Annotated in this window: 15 protein-coding genes; 5 read left to right on the top strand and 10 right to left on the bottom strand. The window is 51.7% G+C overall.

The annotated features are described in order from the left end of the window. Positions 1–130: 130 nt before the first annotated feature. Together ACEPST_RS01510 and murB are read right to left on the bottom strand one after the other, a co-directional pair. Positions 131–2,263 carry a cation:proton antiporter gene (locus ACEPST_RS01510; RefSeq protein ID WP_204120918.1) on the bottom strand — a complete coding sequence of 711 codons (2,133 nt, stop codon included), beginning with the start codon at positions 2,261–2,263 and terminating at the stop codon, positions 131–133. A gap of 31 nt (positions 2,264–2,294) precedes the next feature. Beyond that, on the bottom strand, positions 2,295–3,209 hold the full coding sequence (gene murB, locus ACEPST_RS01515; RefSeq protein ID WP_204120919.1) for a UDP-N-acetylmuramate dehydrogenase: 915 nt from the start codon (positions 3,207–3,209) through the stop codon (positions 2,295–2,297). A 195-nt stretch (positions 3,210–3,404) separates the two neighbouring features. Between murB and ACEPST_RS01520 the strand changes: the two genes are divergently transcribed. The 4 genes from ACEPST_RS01520 (at position 3,405) to ACEPST_RS01535 (ending at position 5,706) form a co-directional block, all read left to right on the top strand. Then, positions 3,405–4,169: an exodeoxyribonuclease III gene (locus ACEPST_RS01520; protein WP_203644822.1), complete on the top strand. Its 765-nt coding sequence runs from the start codon at positions 3,405–3,407 to the stop codon at positions 4,167–4,169. Positions 4,170–4,212: 43 nt separating this feature from the next. Beyond that, a complete protein-coding gene (locus tag ACEPST_RS01525; protein ID WP_125765573.1) occupies positions 4,213–4,749 on the top strand; it encodes a 3'-5' exonuclease in 537 nt (178 codons plus the stop codon). A 163-nt stretch (positions 4,750–4,912) separates the two neighbouring features. Next, complete coding sequence (locus tag ACEPST_RS01530) at positions 4,913–5,488, top strand: DUF2975 domain-containing protein (protein ID WP_239064492.1); 576 nt, start codon at positions 4,913–4,915, stop codon at positions 5,486–5,488. Positions 5,489–5,502: 14 nt separating this feature from the next. Next, complete coding sequence (locus ACEPST_RS01535) at positions 5,503–5,706, top strand: helix-turn-helix domain-containing protein (RefSeq protein WP_203639804.1); 204 nt, start codon at positions 5,503–5,505, stop codon at positions 5,704–5,706. 68 nt (positions 5,707–5,774) lie between these two features. On the opposite strand, the gene ACEPST_RS01540 is transcribed toward ACEPST_RS01535, so the two are convergent. The 5 genes from ACEPST_RS01540 to ACEPST_RS01560 form a co-directional block, all read right to left on the bottom strand. Then, positions 5,775–6,791 carry an aldo/keto reductase gene (locus ACEPST_RS01540; protein WP_204120920.1) on the bottom strand — a complete coding sequence of 339 codons (1,017 nt, stop codon included), beginning with the start codon at positions 6,789–6,791 and terminating at the stop codon, positions 5,775–5,777. A gap of 179 nt (positions 6,792–6,970) precedes the next feature. Further along, positions 6,971–7,486 (bottom strand): GNAT family N-acetyltransferase, encoded by a 516-nt coding sequence (locus ACEPST_RS01545; protein ID WP_203644812.1) that lies wholly within the window; start codon positions 7,484–7,486, stop codon positions 6,971–6,973. Then, entirely contained in the window at positions 7,483–7,956 is a 474-nt protein-coding gene (tsaE, locus tag ACEPST_RS01550) for a tRNA (adenosine(37)-N6)-threonylcarbamoyltransferase complex ATPase subunit type 1 TsaE (RefSeq protein ID WP_203639807.1), read from the bottom strand. Before tsaE ends, ACEPST_RS01545 begins: the two co-directional genes overlap by 4 nt. Positions 7,957–8,125: 169 nt before the next feature. Further along, positions 8,126–9,100 carry a phosphate acetyltransferase gene (gene pta / locus ACEPST_RS01555; protein WP_204120921.1) on the bottom strand — a complete coding sequence of 325 codons (975 nt, stop codon included), beginning with the start codon at positions 9,098–9,100 and terminating at the stop codon, positions 8,126–8,128. Between the two features lie 47 nt (positions 9,101–9,147). Beyond that, the gene (locus tag ACEPST_RS01560; protein WP_204120922.1) at positions 9,148–9,867 is read right to left on the bottom strand and encodes a uracil-DNA glycosylase; all 720 of its coding nucleotides are present in this window, start codon (positions 9,865–9,867) and stop codon (positions 9,148–9,150) included. A 122-nt stretch (positions 9,868–9,989) separates the two neighbouring features. On the opposite strand from ACEPST_RS01560, the gene ACEPST_RS01565 reads away from it, so the two are divergent. Then, positions 9,990–10,535: an LURP-one-related/scramblase family protein gene (locus ACEPST_RS01565; protein WP_204120923.1), complete on the top strand. Its 546-nt coding sequence runs from the start codon at positions 9,990–9,992 to the stop codon at positions 10,533–10,535. 43 nt (positions 10,536–10,578) lie between these two features. Here ACEPST_RS01565 and ACEPST_RS01570 read toward each other — a convergent pair whose 3' ends face one another. The 3 genes from ACEPST_RS01570 to smpB form a co-directional block, all read right to left on the bottom strand. Next, the gene (locus tag ACEPST_RS01570) at positions 10,579–12,378 is read right to left on the bottom strand and encodes a MucBP domain-containing protein (RefSeq protein ID WP_204120924.1); all 1,800 of its coding nucleotides are present in this window, start codon (positions 12,376–12,378) and stop codon (positions 10,579–10,581) included. 356 nt (positions 12,379–12,734) lie between these two features. After that, complete coding sequence (locus tag ACEPST_RS01575; RefSeq protein WP_204120925.1) at positions 12,735–13,478, bottom strand: amino acid ABC transporter ATP-binding protein; 744 nt, start codon at positions 13,476–13,478, stop codon at positions 12,735–12,737. A gap of 90 nt (positions 13,479–13,568) precedes the next feature. Next, positions 13,569–14,042: an SsrA-binding protein SmpB gene (gene smpB, locus ACEPST_RS01580; protein ID WP_204120926.1), complete on the bottom strand. Its 474-nt coding sequence runs from the start codon at positions 14,040–14,042 to the stop codon at positions 13,569–13,571. Between the last annotated feature and the right edge of the window lie 14 nt (positions 14,043–14,056).

A 14,056-nucleotide genomic window follows, 5' to 3' on the forward strand; every position in this document is an offset into this window, starting at 1 on the left:
CAATGGCAACCGTTAGTCCTCGTGACTGCTGGCTGCCATTTTTATTTGGAAACGAAAAAATCGCCCACTCCGAAGAATTTCAGAATGAGCGACCCGTTTTAAAATTTTAGCAAACACACGACTTGAACGCCTAACCCTCTTCGCTGTTCAGTGACATGACCAGCACGTTCTCGGAATAGTTCACGTACTGCCGGAGATGGGACGCCATGTTCCAAGTAATGTTGCCGGCTTCCAGCAACGTTTGAATCCCGGTCCGTTCGGCTCCCAGTGCCCGCACCCGTAACTTATTGATCTGGTGTTGGTAGAGTTCCTCGTGGTCCGGTGCTGTTTCGGCCTTAGCCCGTTCGATTCGATTCCGGTACTGGACCAGCAAGTGGTACACGGCTTGGTTGTCGAATTGGGTCTCGTCGACGTCGGAACTGGCCAGGTACTGTGACAGCGCCTTGATGGCCGCCTTCGCCGTTTCCCGTTCAATCAGGTTGTTCTCGGCGTGTAACCGGTCCGTATCCTCCGAATGCAGCCAGTAGGCGGCGTTTCGGAACATATGCTTGAAGAAGACCCGCCAGTAACGCAGCACGCTCGGCATGGTGTGCCCCGCGACCTGGGTCAGCCGGTTCTCAAAGTTTTCGATGCGCCGGATGGCCCCCACGTAACTGGTCTGGGTAATTTTTTCACCCTTTCGCAGTTCCTTGAGGGAGGCCCGCTCACCGGCCAACGTGACCTCGCGCAGCTTGATTTCGTCTTCCAAAACCTTCTGCATCGCGGTATCGGCACGGTAGTTCATTTCCAAACGGCGAATGACAAATTGGTAATCCAGGATCAAGTCATACGCGGCTCGCTGGTTGTTCGGGCGCCGCAGCTCTTCAATCTTAGAAATAGCCAAGCGCATGATGTACGCGCGGGCCTCATCCTCACTGATTTGGCGTACGGTGTCGGCGGGAATCTCCTCGCCGTCCTCGTCCAAGTCAATCTCATTGGCATTCTCATCGCTGGCACTCGCCCGCGTCTGCAGGGGTTGCCGCGACGTGGAAATCAATGGCAACGTAATCGTCGCCGCTACCAGACTGATGATGATGACCCCGGACGCCACGAACAGCATCAGCGACCGCGTCGGAAAGCCGGCCCCGGAGGCAACCGTCATGGGCACGGATAAGACCCCGGCCATGGTAACGGCCCCCCGGACCCCAGAGAGACCGGATAAGATAGACATCCGTATCCCGGGCCGTTCGGAACGTTCCTTGTGATTGAGCCGTTCAAACAGGACGTACCCGTAAGTCCAGACCGTCCGAATCACTACGATAATTACCCAGACCATAAAGGCAAAGAACAGGGCTTGCCAGGTGTTGAACTGACCACCCTTGATGACCTTCGACGTGGCCACGGGTAACTCGATCCCCAGAATCACGAACACGATACCGTTCAATGAATAGATAATAATATCCCAAACTTTTTCAGTCACCAATTTTAATTCTGGTGAATCTTCGACGATTCGGTTTTCCCGGGCGTGATAGAGCACCCCGGCCGTCACGACGGCAATAACGCCTGATGCGTGGGTAATCTCTTCGGTTACCAGGTAAACCACGAATGGCGTGGCAATCTGCAGCACGGTGTTAAAAATCACGTCGTCAATTCCTTGTCGGCGCAAAATATCCATCAACAGCTGGATGGCCGTCATGAAGATCAGCCCGGACAGGAAGCCGACGATACTGATGTAGAAGAAATCACCGACGGCCGTCCCCATGGAGAAGGCCCCGGTCACCGTCGCCGCAATCGCATATTTAAAGGCAATCAGGCCACTGGCATCGTTGATCAGACTTTCCCCACTCACCAGGTGCAGTAGGCTATCTGGGAGCTTAGCCTGCTTGGAAATCGACTGCACCGCCACGGGGTCGGTTGGCGACAGAATGGCCGCCAGGGCCAACGCCACGGTAAAGGGCATCTTGGGAATCAACTCGTAAATCAGAAAGCCGCCCAAGATAGTGGTCAAGAAGACCAGCCAGATGGCGTTGGCAAAGATGGGTCCACGCAAACGCCAGAGTTCTTTTCTGGGGAAGCGCCGCCCATCGTTATACAGCAACGGGGCAATGAACAAAAGCAAAAACCAATCAGTTTCCAGTGGGACCTCGAATTTCCAGATTAAGGCAACGAGGAGTCCCAGCGCAATTTGAATCAAACTGACCGGAATAAACGTGAGGTAGTGACTGATAATATTAGAGAACAAAACTAACACGATCAACAGGATCACTGCTTCAACTATAGGCACATAAGGTTCCCCCTTTTAAAAATTCGTGTGCTTAGGCCGTGGTCGTCGGTTCTTCACCGATGATGCGGACCTCTGTTTCCAAATGAACTTGATCTTTTTCCCAAATAACGGCCTGGATGTGGTGAATCAGTTCCAGGTAATCGGTGGCGGTGGCATGATCGATGTTGACGATGAAGCCGGCGTGCTTGGTGGAAACCTGGGCACCGCCCCACTTCAGGCCCTGCAGGCCAGCCTCTTGAATCAGTTGACCCGTGTAGTGACCCTCTGGCCGCTTGAAGACACTCCCACAGGATGGCAGCTCTAGCGGTTGCTTGGCTGCTCGCCGGGCATTCAGGTCGTCCATGGTTGCTTGGATGGCTTCCCCGTCGCCGGGCGTCAACGCGAAGGTCGCCGTCAGCACGATATCATCATAATCTTGAATTGAGCTGTGCCGGTAACCGAAATCGAATTCAGTCTTGGTTAGCGTCCGAATCTCACCGGCTGGCGTCAAGACCTCAGCGGAAAGCGCCACCTCACTGATTTCACCGCCATAAGCGCCGGCGTTCATGAAGACGGCACCCCCGACACTCCCAGGAATTCCGGCCGCAAACTCAAAACCAGTCAGGGCCTGGGTCTGGGCAACCTGGGTCGTCTTGATCAGCGACGCGCCGGCTTCGGCGGTCACGGTGTTGCCAGTGGACGTAATCTGATTCATCTTTGTCAGAATCATGACCAGTCCCCGGATGCCGCCGTCACGGACGATGAGATTGCTGGCGTTACCAACCACGGTGACCGGCAACTTTTCTTCGTTGGCGTAGGCCAATAAGGACTTGGTTTCTTGAATGTTCGTTGGAAATGCTAAGTAATCGGCAGGTCCCCCAGTCTCGGTATACGTGTAGTGCGCCAAAGGCTCGTCACGTAAGATCTCAATTGCTGGAAATGCCGTTGCTATATCTGCCATCATCATGATTTTCCTCTCGTTCCGCAAAAATTTAAACTTGGTTTTGTTAGTCACTGGGCCAACCGTCATTGCGGTCGACCCATTTTTGTCGTCAATAGAATTATTTTACCATGAAACGCCAGCCAACCGGGAGAGAACGCTTCAATTACAGCAAATTCTAACTTTTCTGGTATACTAAAATCAGTTAGTTGGAGGTGCGTTATGAAATTTATTTCTTGGAACGTGAATGGCCTACGGGCGATTGTGAAAAAAGACTTTGTCGAGACGTTTAAGGACCTCGACGCCGATTTCTTTGGGATTCAGGAAACCAAGTTACAGGAAGGTCAAATTGACCTCGACCTGCCAGGCTACTATCAATACTGGAACTACGCCGAACGCAAGGGCTATTCGGGGACCGCGCTGTTTACCAAGCACAAGCCACTGAACGTCCTCTACGGCATCGACGCCCCAGACTTTGACCACGAGGGCCGGACGATTACGCTGGAATATCCCGACTTTTACGTGCTGACCTGTTACACGCCGAACTCTGGGAGCGGCCTGAAGCGGCTGGACTTTCGGATGGGCTGGGAAGAAGCCTTCCTGGCCTTCGTCCAAAAGCTAGACGCGAAGAAGCCGGTCATCTTCTGTGGCGACCTGAACGTGGCCCGCACGGAGATCGACCTGAAGAATCCCAAGACCAATCACAAGAACGCCGGGTTCACCGACGACGAACGGGAAAAGATGGCGCACCTCCTGAGCGAAGGCTACACGGATACGTTCCGCTACTTCAACCCAGATGCCACCGAGCGCTACTCGTGGTGGAGTTACCGATTCCACGCCCGCGACAACAACGCTGGCTGGCGGATCGACTACTTCATCACCAGTAATCGCCTGCAAGACCAACTAGAAAAGGCCGAAATCTTAGACCAGGTCATGGGCTCGGACCATTGCCCCGTTGAACTGGACGTTAAGGATTTGACCGTCTAACACTGTTGTTAATCGTCAACCCATAAGAGAGGAAAATGTCCCTGTGAATTTTGTTGCCATGGACTTTGAAACGGCTAGCGGCAAACGCTACAGCGCCTGTTCCCTCGCGCTGACCATCGTGCGCGACAGCCAAGTCGTTGATGAGTTTTATTCATTGATCAAACCCGATACCGACTTCTTCTGGCGCAACGTCCAGATTCATGGGATTCATGAACGTGACGTCGCCAATGCCCCCACATTCCCGGAAGTTTGGGAGCACGTGTCCCCCTTCTTCCAGCGTGACCGGTTAGTGATTGCCCACAACGCCCCGTTTGATAACGGCGTGCTTCGCAGCAGTCTGGAGCACTACAACCTGCCGACTGCCCGTTACCTGACGCTGGACACCGTGAAGACCAGTCGGAAGTTCTTCCCGGAATTTCCGAATCATAAACTCAACACCGTTTGCGACGAGTTAAACATTGATCTGCACCATCACCACAATGCGCTCGACGATAGCTTGGCCTGTGCCAATATTCTATTGTATGAAGCCAACCACTTCGGCACGCAGCCGTTGAAGTCCTTCGTTACGGTGAATGCTTAAACCTGAATCGTTCCCAAATTATCAGACTTAGTCGCCACCCGCTAAATGGGATGGCGGCTAAGTCTTTTTTAGTGAAACCCATTTTATTGATTATCAGCTATTGATTATTGTTTATCGATATTGTATTATCGAGTCGTAATAAATTTCAGGGGAGATGTTAACCATGTCGAAATGGTTAAAGTTTGGAATTAACGTTGTCATCATGTTTTTTAGATTTGGGATTGTCGCCGGTTACGTCACGCTCATTTATCCAATTATTTATTTGGCCGACGCGTTTCAAAACCGCACCACTCACGTCATTCTCACTAGTTCTGATTTTCTGCGCTTCTCAAGTAATCACCAAGCCACACTGGGCGCCGTGAAGAGTTTCCCCAGTTGGCCGTATGCGCTGCTTATGGCACTGGGGATTGTCCTCTCGGTATGGGCATCGATTAAACTCTTTAAGGCCTTAATTAAGCTGCTCACAAATATCAGGGACCAGGATTACTTTTCCACCTCAAACGAATTGGCCCTAACCGCGATTATCAAGGCGCAAATCGTGATGCTGTTGGGTGATCTGCTAGTTGCCGGTGGAAATCAGCTGTCCCAAAGCTGGTTGCTGCGAGTGAACAACGGAGCTTTCTCGGAGACCTGGGAAACCTGTTTTCACGATGCCTTTCTCATCATTATGCTAGCAGCCATCTACGAAACCTACCGCCACGCGATGCGGGTCAAAGCTGAGAATGATTTGACTGTTTAGGAGGTCTACCTACTGTGGTGAAATTAACTTTAAATGTGGTCATGGCAGAACGCAACATCAGCAGCCAAGAACTGGCCAAGGCCATTGGCATCACGCCAGCCAACCTCTCAATCCTAAAGACTGGCAAGGCCAAAGCCATTCGCTTTAGTACCCTGAGTAAAATCTGCCACGTGCTTGAGTGTCAGCCCGGGGATATTCTAAAGTATGTCGATGAATGATCATCAACTAACGAACGAACACAAAAAATCGGACTAAGCATTTCTGTAAATGTTTAGTCCGATTTTATTTACTTAGCATCCCAGTCAATTGGCGATTGGGTGGCTAAAATGGTTTCAATCTGCTCAAACTCTTCAGGGCTAAAGGCCAAGTTGTCCAACGCCGCCACATTGTCGACGACTTGTTCCGGCCGGCTGGCACCAATCAGAACACTGGCGATGGCGGGTTGCCGTAGGTTCCAGGCCAGAGCCATCTGCGCCAAACTTTGATTGCGATTGGCGGCGACGGCATTCAAAGCTTTAATCGTTCCCAAGGTTTGTTCAACCTGCGCGGGATGCAGGAACGGAATCGTGGCCTTCTTAGCGCGGGAATCGCTGGGAATACCGTGCAGATATTTATTCGTTAATAGTCCCTGACACAGCGAACTGAAAGACACGGCGCCCTTCTTCTCGGCGGTCAGTTCTGGCAAAACGTCGTCTTCGATTTGCCGGTTCAAGAGATTGTAGCGCGGTTGATCAATGATAAACGGCGTATGTAACTCGCGGAAAATACCGGCCATGACCTTGATCTGCGCCACACTATAGTTGGATAGCCCCACGTACAGGGCCTTGCCCTCACGTACCAGTTGGTCCAGGGCCAACGCCGTTTCGGCCGGATTGGTCTGCGGGTCCGCCCGGTGACTGTAGAAAATATCAAAGTAATCCAGGCCGGTTCGCCGCAAGCTCTGGTCGGCACTGGCAATGATGCTCTTGCGTGAGCCCCAGTTACCGTATGGACCGGGCCACATCACGTAACCGGCCTTGCTGGCAATCACCAGTTCATCCCGGTACGGTTTCAAATCCGTCGCCAACATGCGGCCAAAGTTCGTTTCCGCGCTGCCCGGTTCCGGGCCGTAATTGTTGGCCAGATCAAAGTAGGTGATGCCTAAGTCAAACGCCTGGTGGACGATGGCCTTTTGTGTAGCGTAATCATCCACGCTGCCAAAGTTGTTCCATAGTCCTAGGCCAATGGCTGAGAGCTTTAACCCACTGTCGCCAACTCGATTATAAGTCATTTTATCGTAACGTTGTTCATTTGCCTGATACATCCTGCATCCTCCTCAAAGTGATGTCCTGCTTCAAGGATACCGCTTTCACGGAGACAAAGAAAGCGGTGGTCCGTCCCCACTCGTCTAAATTTGGCGATGAAAAAAGCGTCCGGGACAACTCCCAGACGCGCTTGTTGGTTTGATTTTCTATGGCTGAAACGTGTGTCAAAAGGCACGCTCTAATCGGCAGCCAGTTGATAAACCATCTCAACCGCGGTCACCCGTTCGCCATCATCATCCGTGACCTTGGTCGGCGGCGTGGCCGTTCGAGTAAACCCTAGCTTCTGATACAGCTTCATGGCGGCAACGTTGCGGGTCTGAACCATCAGACCGACTGCCTGCAACTCACTGGCCGTTTGGGCCCAATACAGGGCTTCGTCGACCAAAGCCGTGCCGATCCCCATGTGCCAGTATTTTTTCTCAACGGCAATGCCGAGCTCCCCGACGTTACCTTGGGGTGTCGGCGCGATTGAGCAGACGCCCAGCAGCGTCTTGCCCAGACTGGCAACCAACAGCAAGTGGCGCGGACTGCCAGCGATTTGATTGAGCTGGTCGGCTTCCTGCGCGGCACTGACGGGATCGTCGGCGTCGGCCAAGCTGAACGTATCACTCTCCTGTTGGAGCCGGTCTAACAACGCTAATAAATTTTCGGCGTCGGCTGGTTCTGGCAAACGAATGGCGACTTCTTCACTCATTTTTGACTGTCCTCCAACTGCTGCACAATTTTTTCAAAGCGGGCACCCACGGGCTCAAACCGCAATGTCCGCTGGTTTTCACCGGCTTCATCGTCGCGTTTGAACACGATACGCAGGTACTGGGCGGGTAGCTCATCTTCAATGAATTGGGACCATTCGACCACGTTCACGCCATCCCCGTTGAAGTATTCATCCAAGCCTAGCTCATCCCCGCTGCCATCTTCCAAGCGGTACACATCCATGTGGTACAGGGGGATGCGGCCACTCTGATACTCGCGAATAATGGTAAACGTGGGACTCTTCACGTTGCGCTTAATGCCTAAGCCGAGCGCCAATCCCTTGGTAAAGGTGGTCTTGCCGGCACCTAAATCACCGTCCAGTAGAATCACATCGCGCGGTTGTAGACTCGGCGCTAAGGCTTGGCCCCAGGCCATCGTCTGGTCGGGACTCGTTACGGTCGTTTCAAACATACTGCCATTCCCCTTTTTTCAAAACTGATTTCTCATCCTTTAGCCATGACCGGGTCCGTCTCCGGACCGCTCATAACTCACCAGAATAAATAATACCCGGACTGCTAGCAAATAGCAATTCGGGTATCGTTATTTAACACGATTCATTTGTGTCCATGAAATGAAAAGTTTAAATTGATTGGGCTGCGGTAATGATGGCAACCTTGTAAACGTCCTCTTCGTTGCAGCCACGAGACAAGTCAGAAACGGGCTTGTTCAGACCTTGCAGGATGGGTCCAATGGCTTCAAAGCCACCGAAGCGTTGGGCAATCTTGTAGCCAATGTTCCCGGATTGTAATTCTGGGAAGACGAAGACGTTGGCGTGACCGGCAACCTTAGAATCTGGCGCCTTTTGGGCGGCAACACTTGGGACGAAGGACGCGTCAAATTGTAATTCACCATCAACGGCCAAATCTGGGGCCGTTTCATGGGCAATCTTCGTGGCTTCTTGGACCTTGGTGACCATTTCGCCCTTAGCAGAGCCCTTAGTGGAGAAGCTCAGTAAGGCAACCTTAGGGTCGATGTCAAAGACCTTAGCGGTGTGGGCACTTTCAACGGCGACTTCAGCCATGCCGGCAGCATCCAATTCGATGTTGATGGCACAGTCGGCGAAGACGTAGCGTTCGTCACCCTTTTGCATGATGAAGGCCCCACTGATACGGCGGACGCCTTCCTTAGTTTTAATAATTTGTAAGGCAGGACGAACCGTGTCGCCAGTAGCGTGCACGGCACCAGAAACCATCCCGTCAGCTTGGCCCATGTAGACCATCATGGTCCCGATATAGTTCGGGTCCTTTAACATTTCAGCAGCTTGTTCAGGCGTGTTCTTGCCCTTCCGCCGTGCAACCAAGGCATCTAACATTTCCTTGTGTTGGTCGGCTGGAATGGCAGCTGGGTCCAACAACGTGACTTGGCTCAAATCAATGTCGTTGTCCTTGGCAGTGGCTTCAACGTCACTTTGCTTGCCTAAAACGACGGACTTGATCAGGCCATCAGCGGCTAAGCGGCTAGCGGCACCTAAGACCCGAGCATCTTCCCCTTCAGGGAAAACGATGGTTTTGTTTTGTCCATTAATCTTTTGCTTGAGACTATCAAAAAGTTCCATAGATAATGACCTCCATAAAATATCCCACGAATCAATTCTCTCTCTGTCTATGCTTGGTTGGATGCTGGGTGGGACGGCTCATCTTCGGTAACGTGTTCTGGTAGTTGCCAGTCGATGGGCGTCTCCCCTAATGATGTCAATGCGATGTTGGTCTTGGAAAATGGCTTGGAGCCAAAGAACCCCCGGTAAGCGGATAGCGGACTGGGATGCGGTGCTTGTAACACAATGTTGGTTTGCGTGTCGATCAAACTGATCTTAGACCGCGCGGCGCTACCCCATAGGATAAAGACCACGGGTTCGGGTCGCTCCGACAATTTCGCAATCGCAGCGTCCGTTAACCGCTCCCAGCCGTGCCCTTGATGGGAAAAAGCCTTGCCATCACGCACGGTCAGAACGGAGTTGAGTAACAAGACACCTTGCTTGGCCCATTTTTCCAAATAGCCATGGTTAACCGGCTTGATGCCCAGGTCACTCTCGAGTTCTTTGTAAATGTTTTTCAACGACGGTGGAATCGGTGTGCCCGGCCGAACGGAGAAGCTACAGCCATGCGCCTGGCCAGGATTGTGGTACGGGTCTTGCCCCAAAATAACCACCTTGACCTGACTAAACGGCGTCCAATCGAACGCGGTAAAAATATGATACATGTCCGGATCAATCCGGTAGTGCTGATACTCGCCGACCAAGAATTTGCGCAATTCCTGATAATAGGTCTGCTCAAATTCGGGCTCAAGTACCGGCCACCAGTCATTATGAATAAACGGTTTCATTCCCAACACCTCGCCTTTTATTCTATCATAACGGCCGGCTAAATGATATTATCGAACAGCTTCTGGTGAAACATGTTAGAATGGGTTTAACAAAGTCGAGAACGATGCAAAGGAGGCGCCCCATGCGAACACTGTATCTCAACCAGGCCGCGCTGTCCGCCAAGGCGACGACGGTCATTCGCGATACGAATAATCAATCCAGCTATTTGCTCGTGGGTAAATGGGGGCTCAGAGCGGACGTGCTGTCGGTCTATACGATTGCCGGCGCACTGGAAGCCGAGGTCAAACAGGAATCCCTGGGCCTGCTGCCAAAATTCCGCCTGGTCTATCACCGGCAAACGGTCGGTCGCGTCAGCAAGACCTTCGGCGTGATCCGTGAAGTCCTGTTTGTCCGCGGACTCAATTGGATCATCATGGGCAATATCAACAGTGGCCATTTCAAAATCACCCACGGGCGTGAGCTGATTGCCACGATCGACCAGGTCAGTCAATCCGGCGGGGGCACCACGACTCTGGCCGTGGATCAGCCCGACCATGAAGCCCTGGTCATCTGTCTGGCTGCCATTCTCGACCGTTGGGCCAAGCATCAACACAAGGCGTTGGCCCCGCTGCGAAGCCACGCTTGGGCGCCGGCTGCTGGCGACATTGCGCAATTTACAAAGAAATAAAAAAATCGGTATCAGCCAGTTTTCATGGTTGATACCGATTTTACTATTTCACGGCTAACACGAGTTTCTTATTAGCCGTCACATACTTGCCATTAGTCAGTTGGAACCGTGTCGTCTTATGATAGGCGACAATCTTTTTGACCTTTAGCTGTTGGCCCTTTTTATAGTGAACGCGCTTCGTCTTCAGCGATTTTTGCTGATAGGCATTGACGCCGTTCTTCGCAATCACTTTGACCTTAGCCTGCTTGGTCGCATAGTACGCGCCCGTCACATAACTCGGTTTCGCCGTGATATACCCGGTCTTCCCGGCCGTCTTGGATTTATGATTCACATCCTTGACCTTGTAGCGCAGATTGCCCTGCTTGGACTCGGCCGTGCCGGTCACCACAAACATCGGCCGGTTGGTCCGTTTCTGCTTGCTGTACCAGTGTTTGACCGTCTTCTTGGAGAAGTTCTTGGTCTGATACAAGCCAATCTTCTTCGTCGCGTAAACGACGCTGGCAATCGGTGCCACCGTGGCGGCATCCCCACCAGACATCAGGTTGCGTGCATAGTGGAAGGTCACCGTCTGGGCCTGATTACTAAACGTCCCGCTGACCTGGCCCTCGGTCCGGCTCAACTTGTACCCAGCAAAGCGCAACTGGTTGGCTTGATAGATTGCCCCAACGTCGCCAGTTAACACCTGATTATTGGCCAGCTGATTGCCCTTTTCATCCAGGTAACGAACGGTCACCGGCTGACTCTGCGTCACAGCGGGTGGCGTGACGGTAGGTGGCGTGACCACGGGTGGGGTCGTCGGTTCGATTACCCGATTGACCGGCTGCCACACGTAGGTGACGATACCACTTGGATTATCCGTCCCGTTATACAGGTCAGTAATATCCTTACCATGAGCGAATTCATCGCCGAGGGGATTTTGAAGCGTCCCCTTGCCCACAGCTTGCCACAATCCCGTGAATTCATCCGGAGTTGCTATAGCATCATTCAATTTCGGATCCCCAGCGAAATGGGTCTTCGGACCAAACGTCACTTGCCCAATCGTGGTCTTGTTGGCAAACATGCTATACCCCGAAAATGTTGCCGGTGGCGCAAAGGAATCCAAGCGAATTGTCCGTAAATCAGACCCCGAGAGCATGTAGCCTGCATCTTTCAAGTTAGCAAACGTGGCATTGGCCAAGTTAATGGTTTGCAAACTAGAAGCGCCATTAAACATGGACGTTGCGGCCGTCACCTGTCCGGTATCAAAACTCGACAGGTCCAGCTCACTGACTCCTTTCAGACCATAAAACATTCCCCACATGGTCGTCACATTTTTCGTGTTGAAATGAGAAACGTCCAGCGAGGTCAACACTTTGTTGCCGTTCATCTGCAGGAACATGCCCTTCATAGTGGTTGCCGCAGACGTATCCAGTAAATTCAAATTCTCGTAATCCGTCACGTTGGGTAACTGTGCAAACAGATTGGCAGCGTTGGCAGAGGTCTTAATCGGCCCATCTAACACGACCTTGGTCACTAGACTCCCGGCGGCCGTAAGCTCAGCTTCACTGGGCGTCGTGAACCCCTGTTTTAGCGCAATCTGTTTGGCAAACTGCCCATCGTTCGTGCCCGTTCCACTAGCCGGTGGCATCGGTTCATCGGCTAGTGTGCCGGCACCTAAATGGAGGACCCCACTAGTGGATAACGTCCAGTGAACGCCATAGTCGCCTTCATACTGAATGTCATCCTTTGTCGTCGCGGCCCGTGCAGTCACAATCGGTGCTGCCTGTGGCAAAACAACTGTACTGACGGGTTGGGCCATTCCTAAGGTCAATCCTGCTAATAAAATCGTCGCTTGTAACTTCATAAGTCTTCCCCTCCTCAAGGTTCGTTTATCGTTTTACTTTTGGTTCAAAAGTCCCTCTGGCCGTGAATCACCCGTCAAAAAAAGCAATGATTAAAATACGTCGCTACATTGCCAGTCCAGCCTTAAATTAGTAACCCATGCTTTAATTTACTTTCGAATCATATGAGTTATTGAGTATATTTACCAGCTGTATAATAGCACATAATAGAAATTAATGAAACCGTTATCATCCGCAACTTTTTTTAGTCTTAAAATATTCGTTACAAACATGATTATATCAGCGTTTACGTTAGTTTTGTCACTTGTCGAAACCACAAAAAAAGCCGTTCCTGAATTAACCAGAACGGATTTTTTGTCTAAACGTTAAGCACCTTATTTAAGAATTCCTGCGTTCGCGGATTCTGCGGATGATCAAACACCTCGGCAGGTGTTCCCGCCTCTTGGATAATCCCCTCATCCATGAAGGCCACGCGGTCGGCCACGTTCTTGGCAAAGCCCATTTCGTGGGTCACAACGACCATGGTCATCCCACCTTCGGCTAGGTCCTGCATGACCTGTAAGACGTCTCCCACCATTTCGGGGTCCAATGCCGAAGTGGGTTCATCGAACAACATGATTTCGGGTTCCATGGCTAGTGCTCGTGCGATGGCCACCCGCTGCTGTTGGCCACCAGACAGGGAATGGGGCATCGCCTCAGCCTTATCTTCCAGGCCAACCTGCTGGAGAAGCTTTTCGGCCCGCTCCTTAGCGGCAGCTTTACTCAGGCCTTTCAACTGAACGGGCCCCAGTGTGACGTTCTGGAGCACGGAGAGATGTGGGAATAAATTAAAATGCTGGAACACCATCCCGATGTTCTCACGAATCTGATTCAGATTGACTTTCGGGTCACCAACCCGTTGGCCTTCTACCCAGACTTCACCACTCGTGATTTGTTCCAACCCATTTAGGCAACGGAGAAAGGTACTCTTCCCGGAACCAGAGGGTCCAATCATGCAGAGAACTTCCTGGGGCTGGACATCCAGCGTGATGCCCTTCAAAACTTCATTTTGCCCAAAGGCCTTGTGCAGGTCCTTGACCCGAATTTTTGGTGCAGTTGTCATTTAAATAACCTCCCAATAAAAACCTATCCCAATTTTATGTAAAAAGGGACAGCCGAACCAACCAAGTTCTGCTGTCCCCCTTATAAATGACTAGTAACGCTTCATAACCCGCTCAATCTCTCGGTCTTGTTCCCGCCGTTTGATTGTTTGCCGCTTGTCATATTCTCGTTTCCCATGGGCAACACCGATTAACACCTTCGCAAATCCATGCTTCAGGTACATCTTCAACGGAATCAGGGTAACCCCTTTATCCATTGTCGCTTGACCTAACCGCCGAATTTCCTTCTTGTGTAACAGGAGTTTCCGGTTCCGTAACGGATTGTGGTTGAATCGGTTTCCCTGAACGTACTCACTGATGTGCACGTTCATCATCCACGCTTCGTTGTTCCGAATCTGAGCGAACCCGTCTTGCAGGTTGACTCGCCGTTCACGCAACGATTTGATTTCGGTCCCCGTTAAAACGAGTCCCGCCTCAACTGTTTCCGTGACCGCATAGTCATGCCGCGCCTTCCGGTTCTGAGCTAAAACGTTATCTGGTGTTTTCTTGGACTTTTTTTTCGCCAAGTTCAGTCACCTCG

It is taken from the genome of Levilactobacillus sp. FUA 3915 (genome assembly GCF_044053135.1).
Classification (GTDB): Bacteria; Bacillota; Bacilli; order Lactobacillales; family Lactobacillaceae; genus Levilactobacillus; species Levilactobacillus lanxiensis.

What these genes read in the sequence shown, in the direction of transcription:
- tsaE (WP_203639807.1), bottom strand. Translation starts at nt 7,956, where the DNA reads ATGTTTGAAACGACCGTAACGAGTCCCGACCAGACGATGGCCTGGGGC.
- ACEPST_RS01560 (WP_204120922.1), bottom strand. Translation starts at nt 9,867, where the DNA reads ATGAAACCGTTTATTCATAATGACTGGTGGCCGGTACTTGAGCCCGAA.
- ACEPST_RS01575 (WP_204120925.1), bottom strand. Translation starts at nt 13,478, where the DNA reads ATGACAACTGCACCAAAAATTCGGGTCAAGGACCTGCACAAGGCCTTT.
- murB (WP_204120919.1), bottom strand. Translation starts at nt 3,209, where the DNA reads ATGATGATGGCAGATATAGCAACGGCATTTCCAGCAATTGAGATCTTA.
- ACEPST_RS01520 (WP_203644822.1), top strand. Translation starts at nt 3,405, where the DNA reads ATGAAATTTATTTCTTGGAACGTGAATGGCCTACGGGCGATTGTGAAA.
- ACEPST_RS01530 (WP_239064492.1), top strand. Translation starts at nt 4,913, where the DNA reads ATGTCGAAATGGTTAAAGTTTGGAATTAACGTTGTCATCATGTTTTTT.
- pta (WP_204120921.1), bottom strand. Translation starts at nt 9,100, where the DNA reads ATGGAACTTTTTGATAGTCTCAAGCAAAAGATTAATGGACAAAACAAA.
- ACEPST_RS01545 (WP_203644812.1), bottom strand. Translation starts at nt 7,486, where the DNA reads ATGAGTGAAGAAGTCGCCATTCGTTTGCCAGAACCAGCCGACGCCGAA.
- ACEPST_RS01570 (WP_204120924.1), bottom strand. Translation starts at nt 12,378, where the DNA reads ATGAAGTTACAAGCGACGATTTTATTAGCAGGATTGACCTTAGGAATG.
- ACEPST_RS01540 (WP_204120920.1), bottom strand. Translation starts at nt 6,791, where the DNA reads ATGTATCAGGCAAATGAACAACGTTACGATAAAATGACTTATAATCGA.
- ACEPST_RS01565 (WP_204120923.1), top strand. Translation starts at nt 9,990, where the DNA reads ATGCGAACACTGTATCTCAACCAGGCCGCGCTGTCCGCCAAGGCGACG.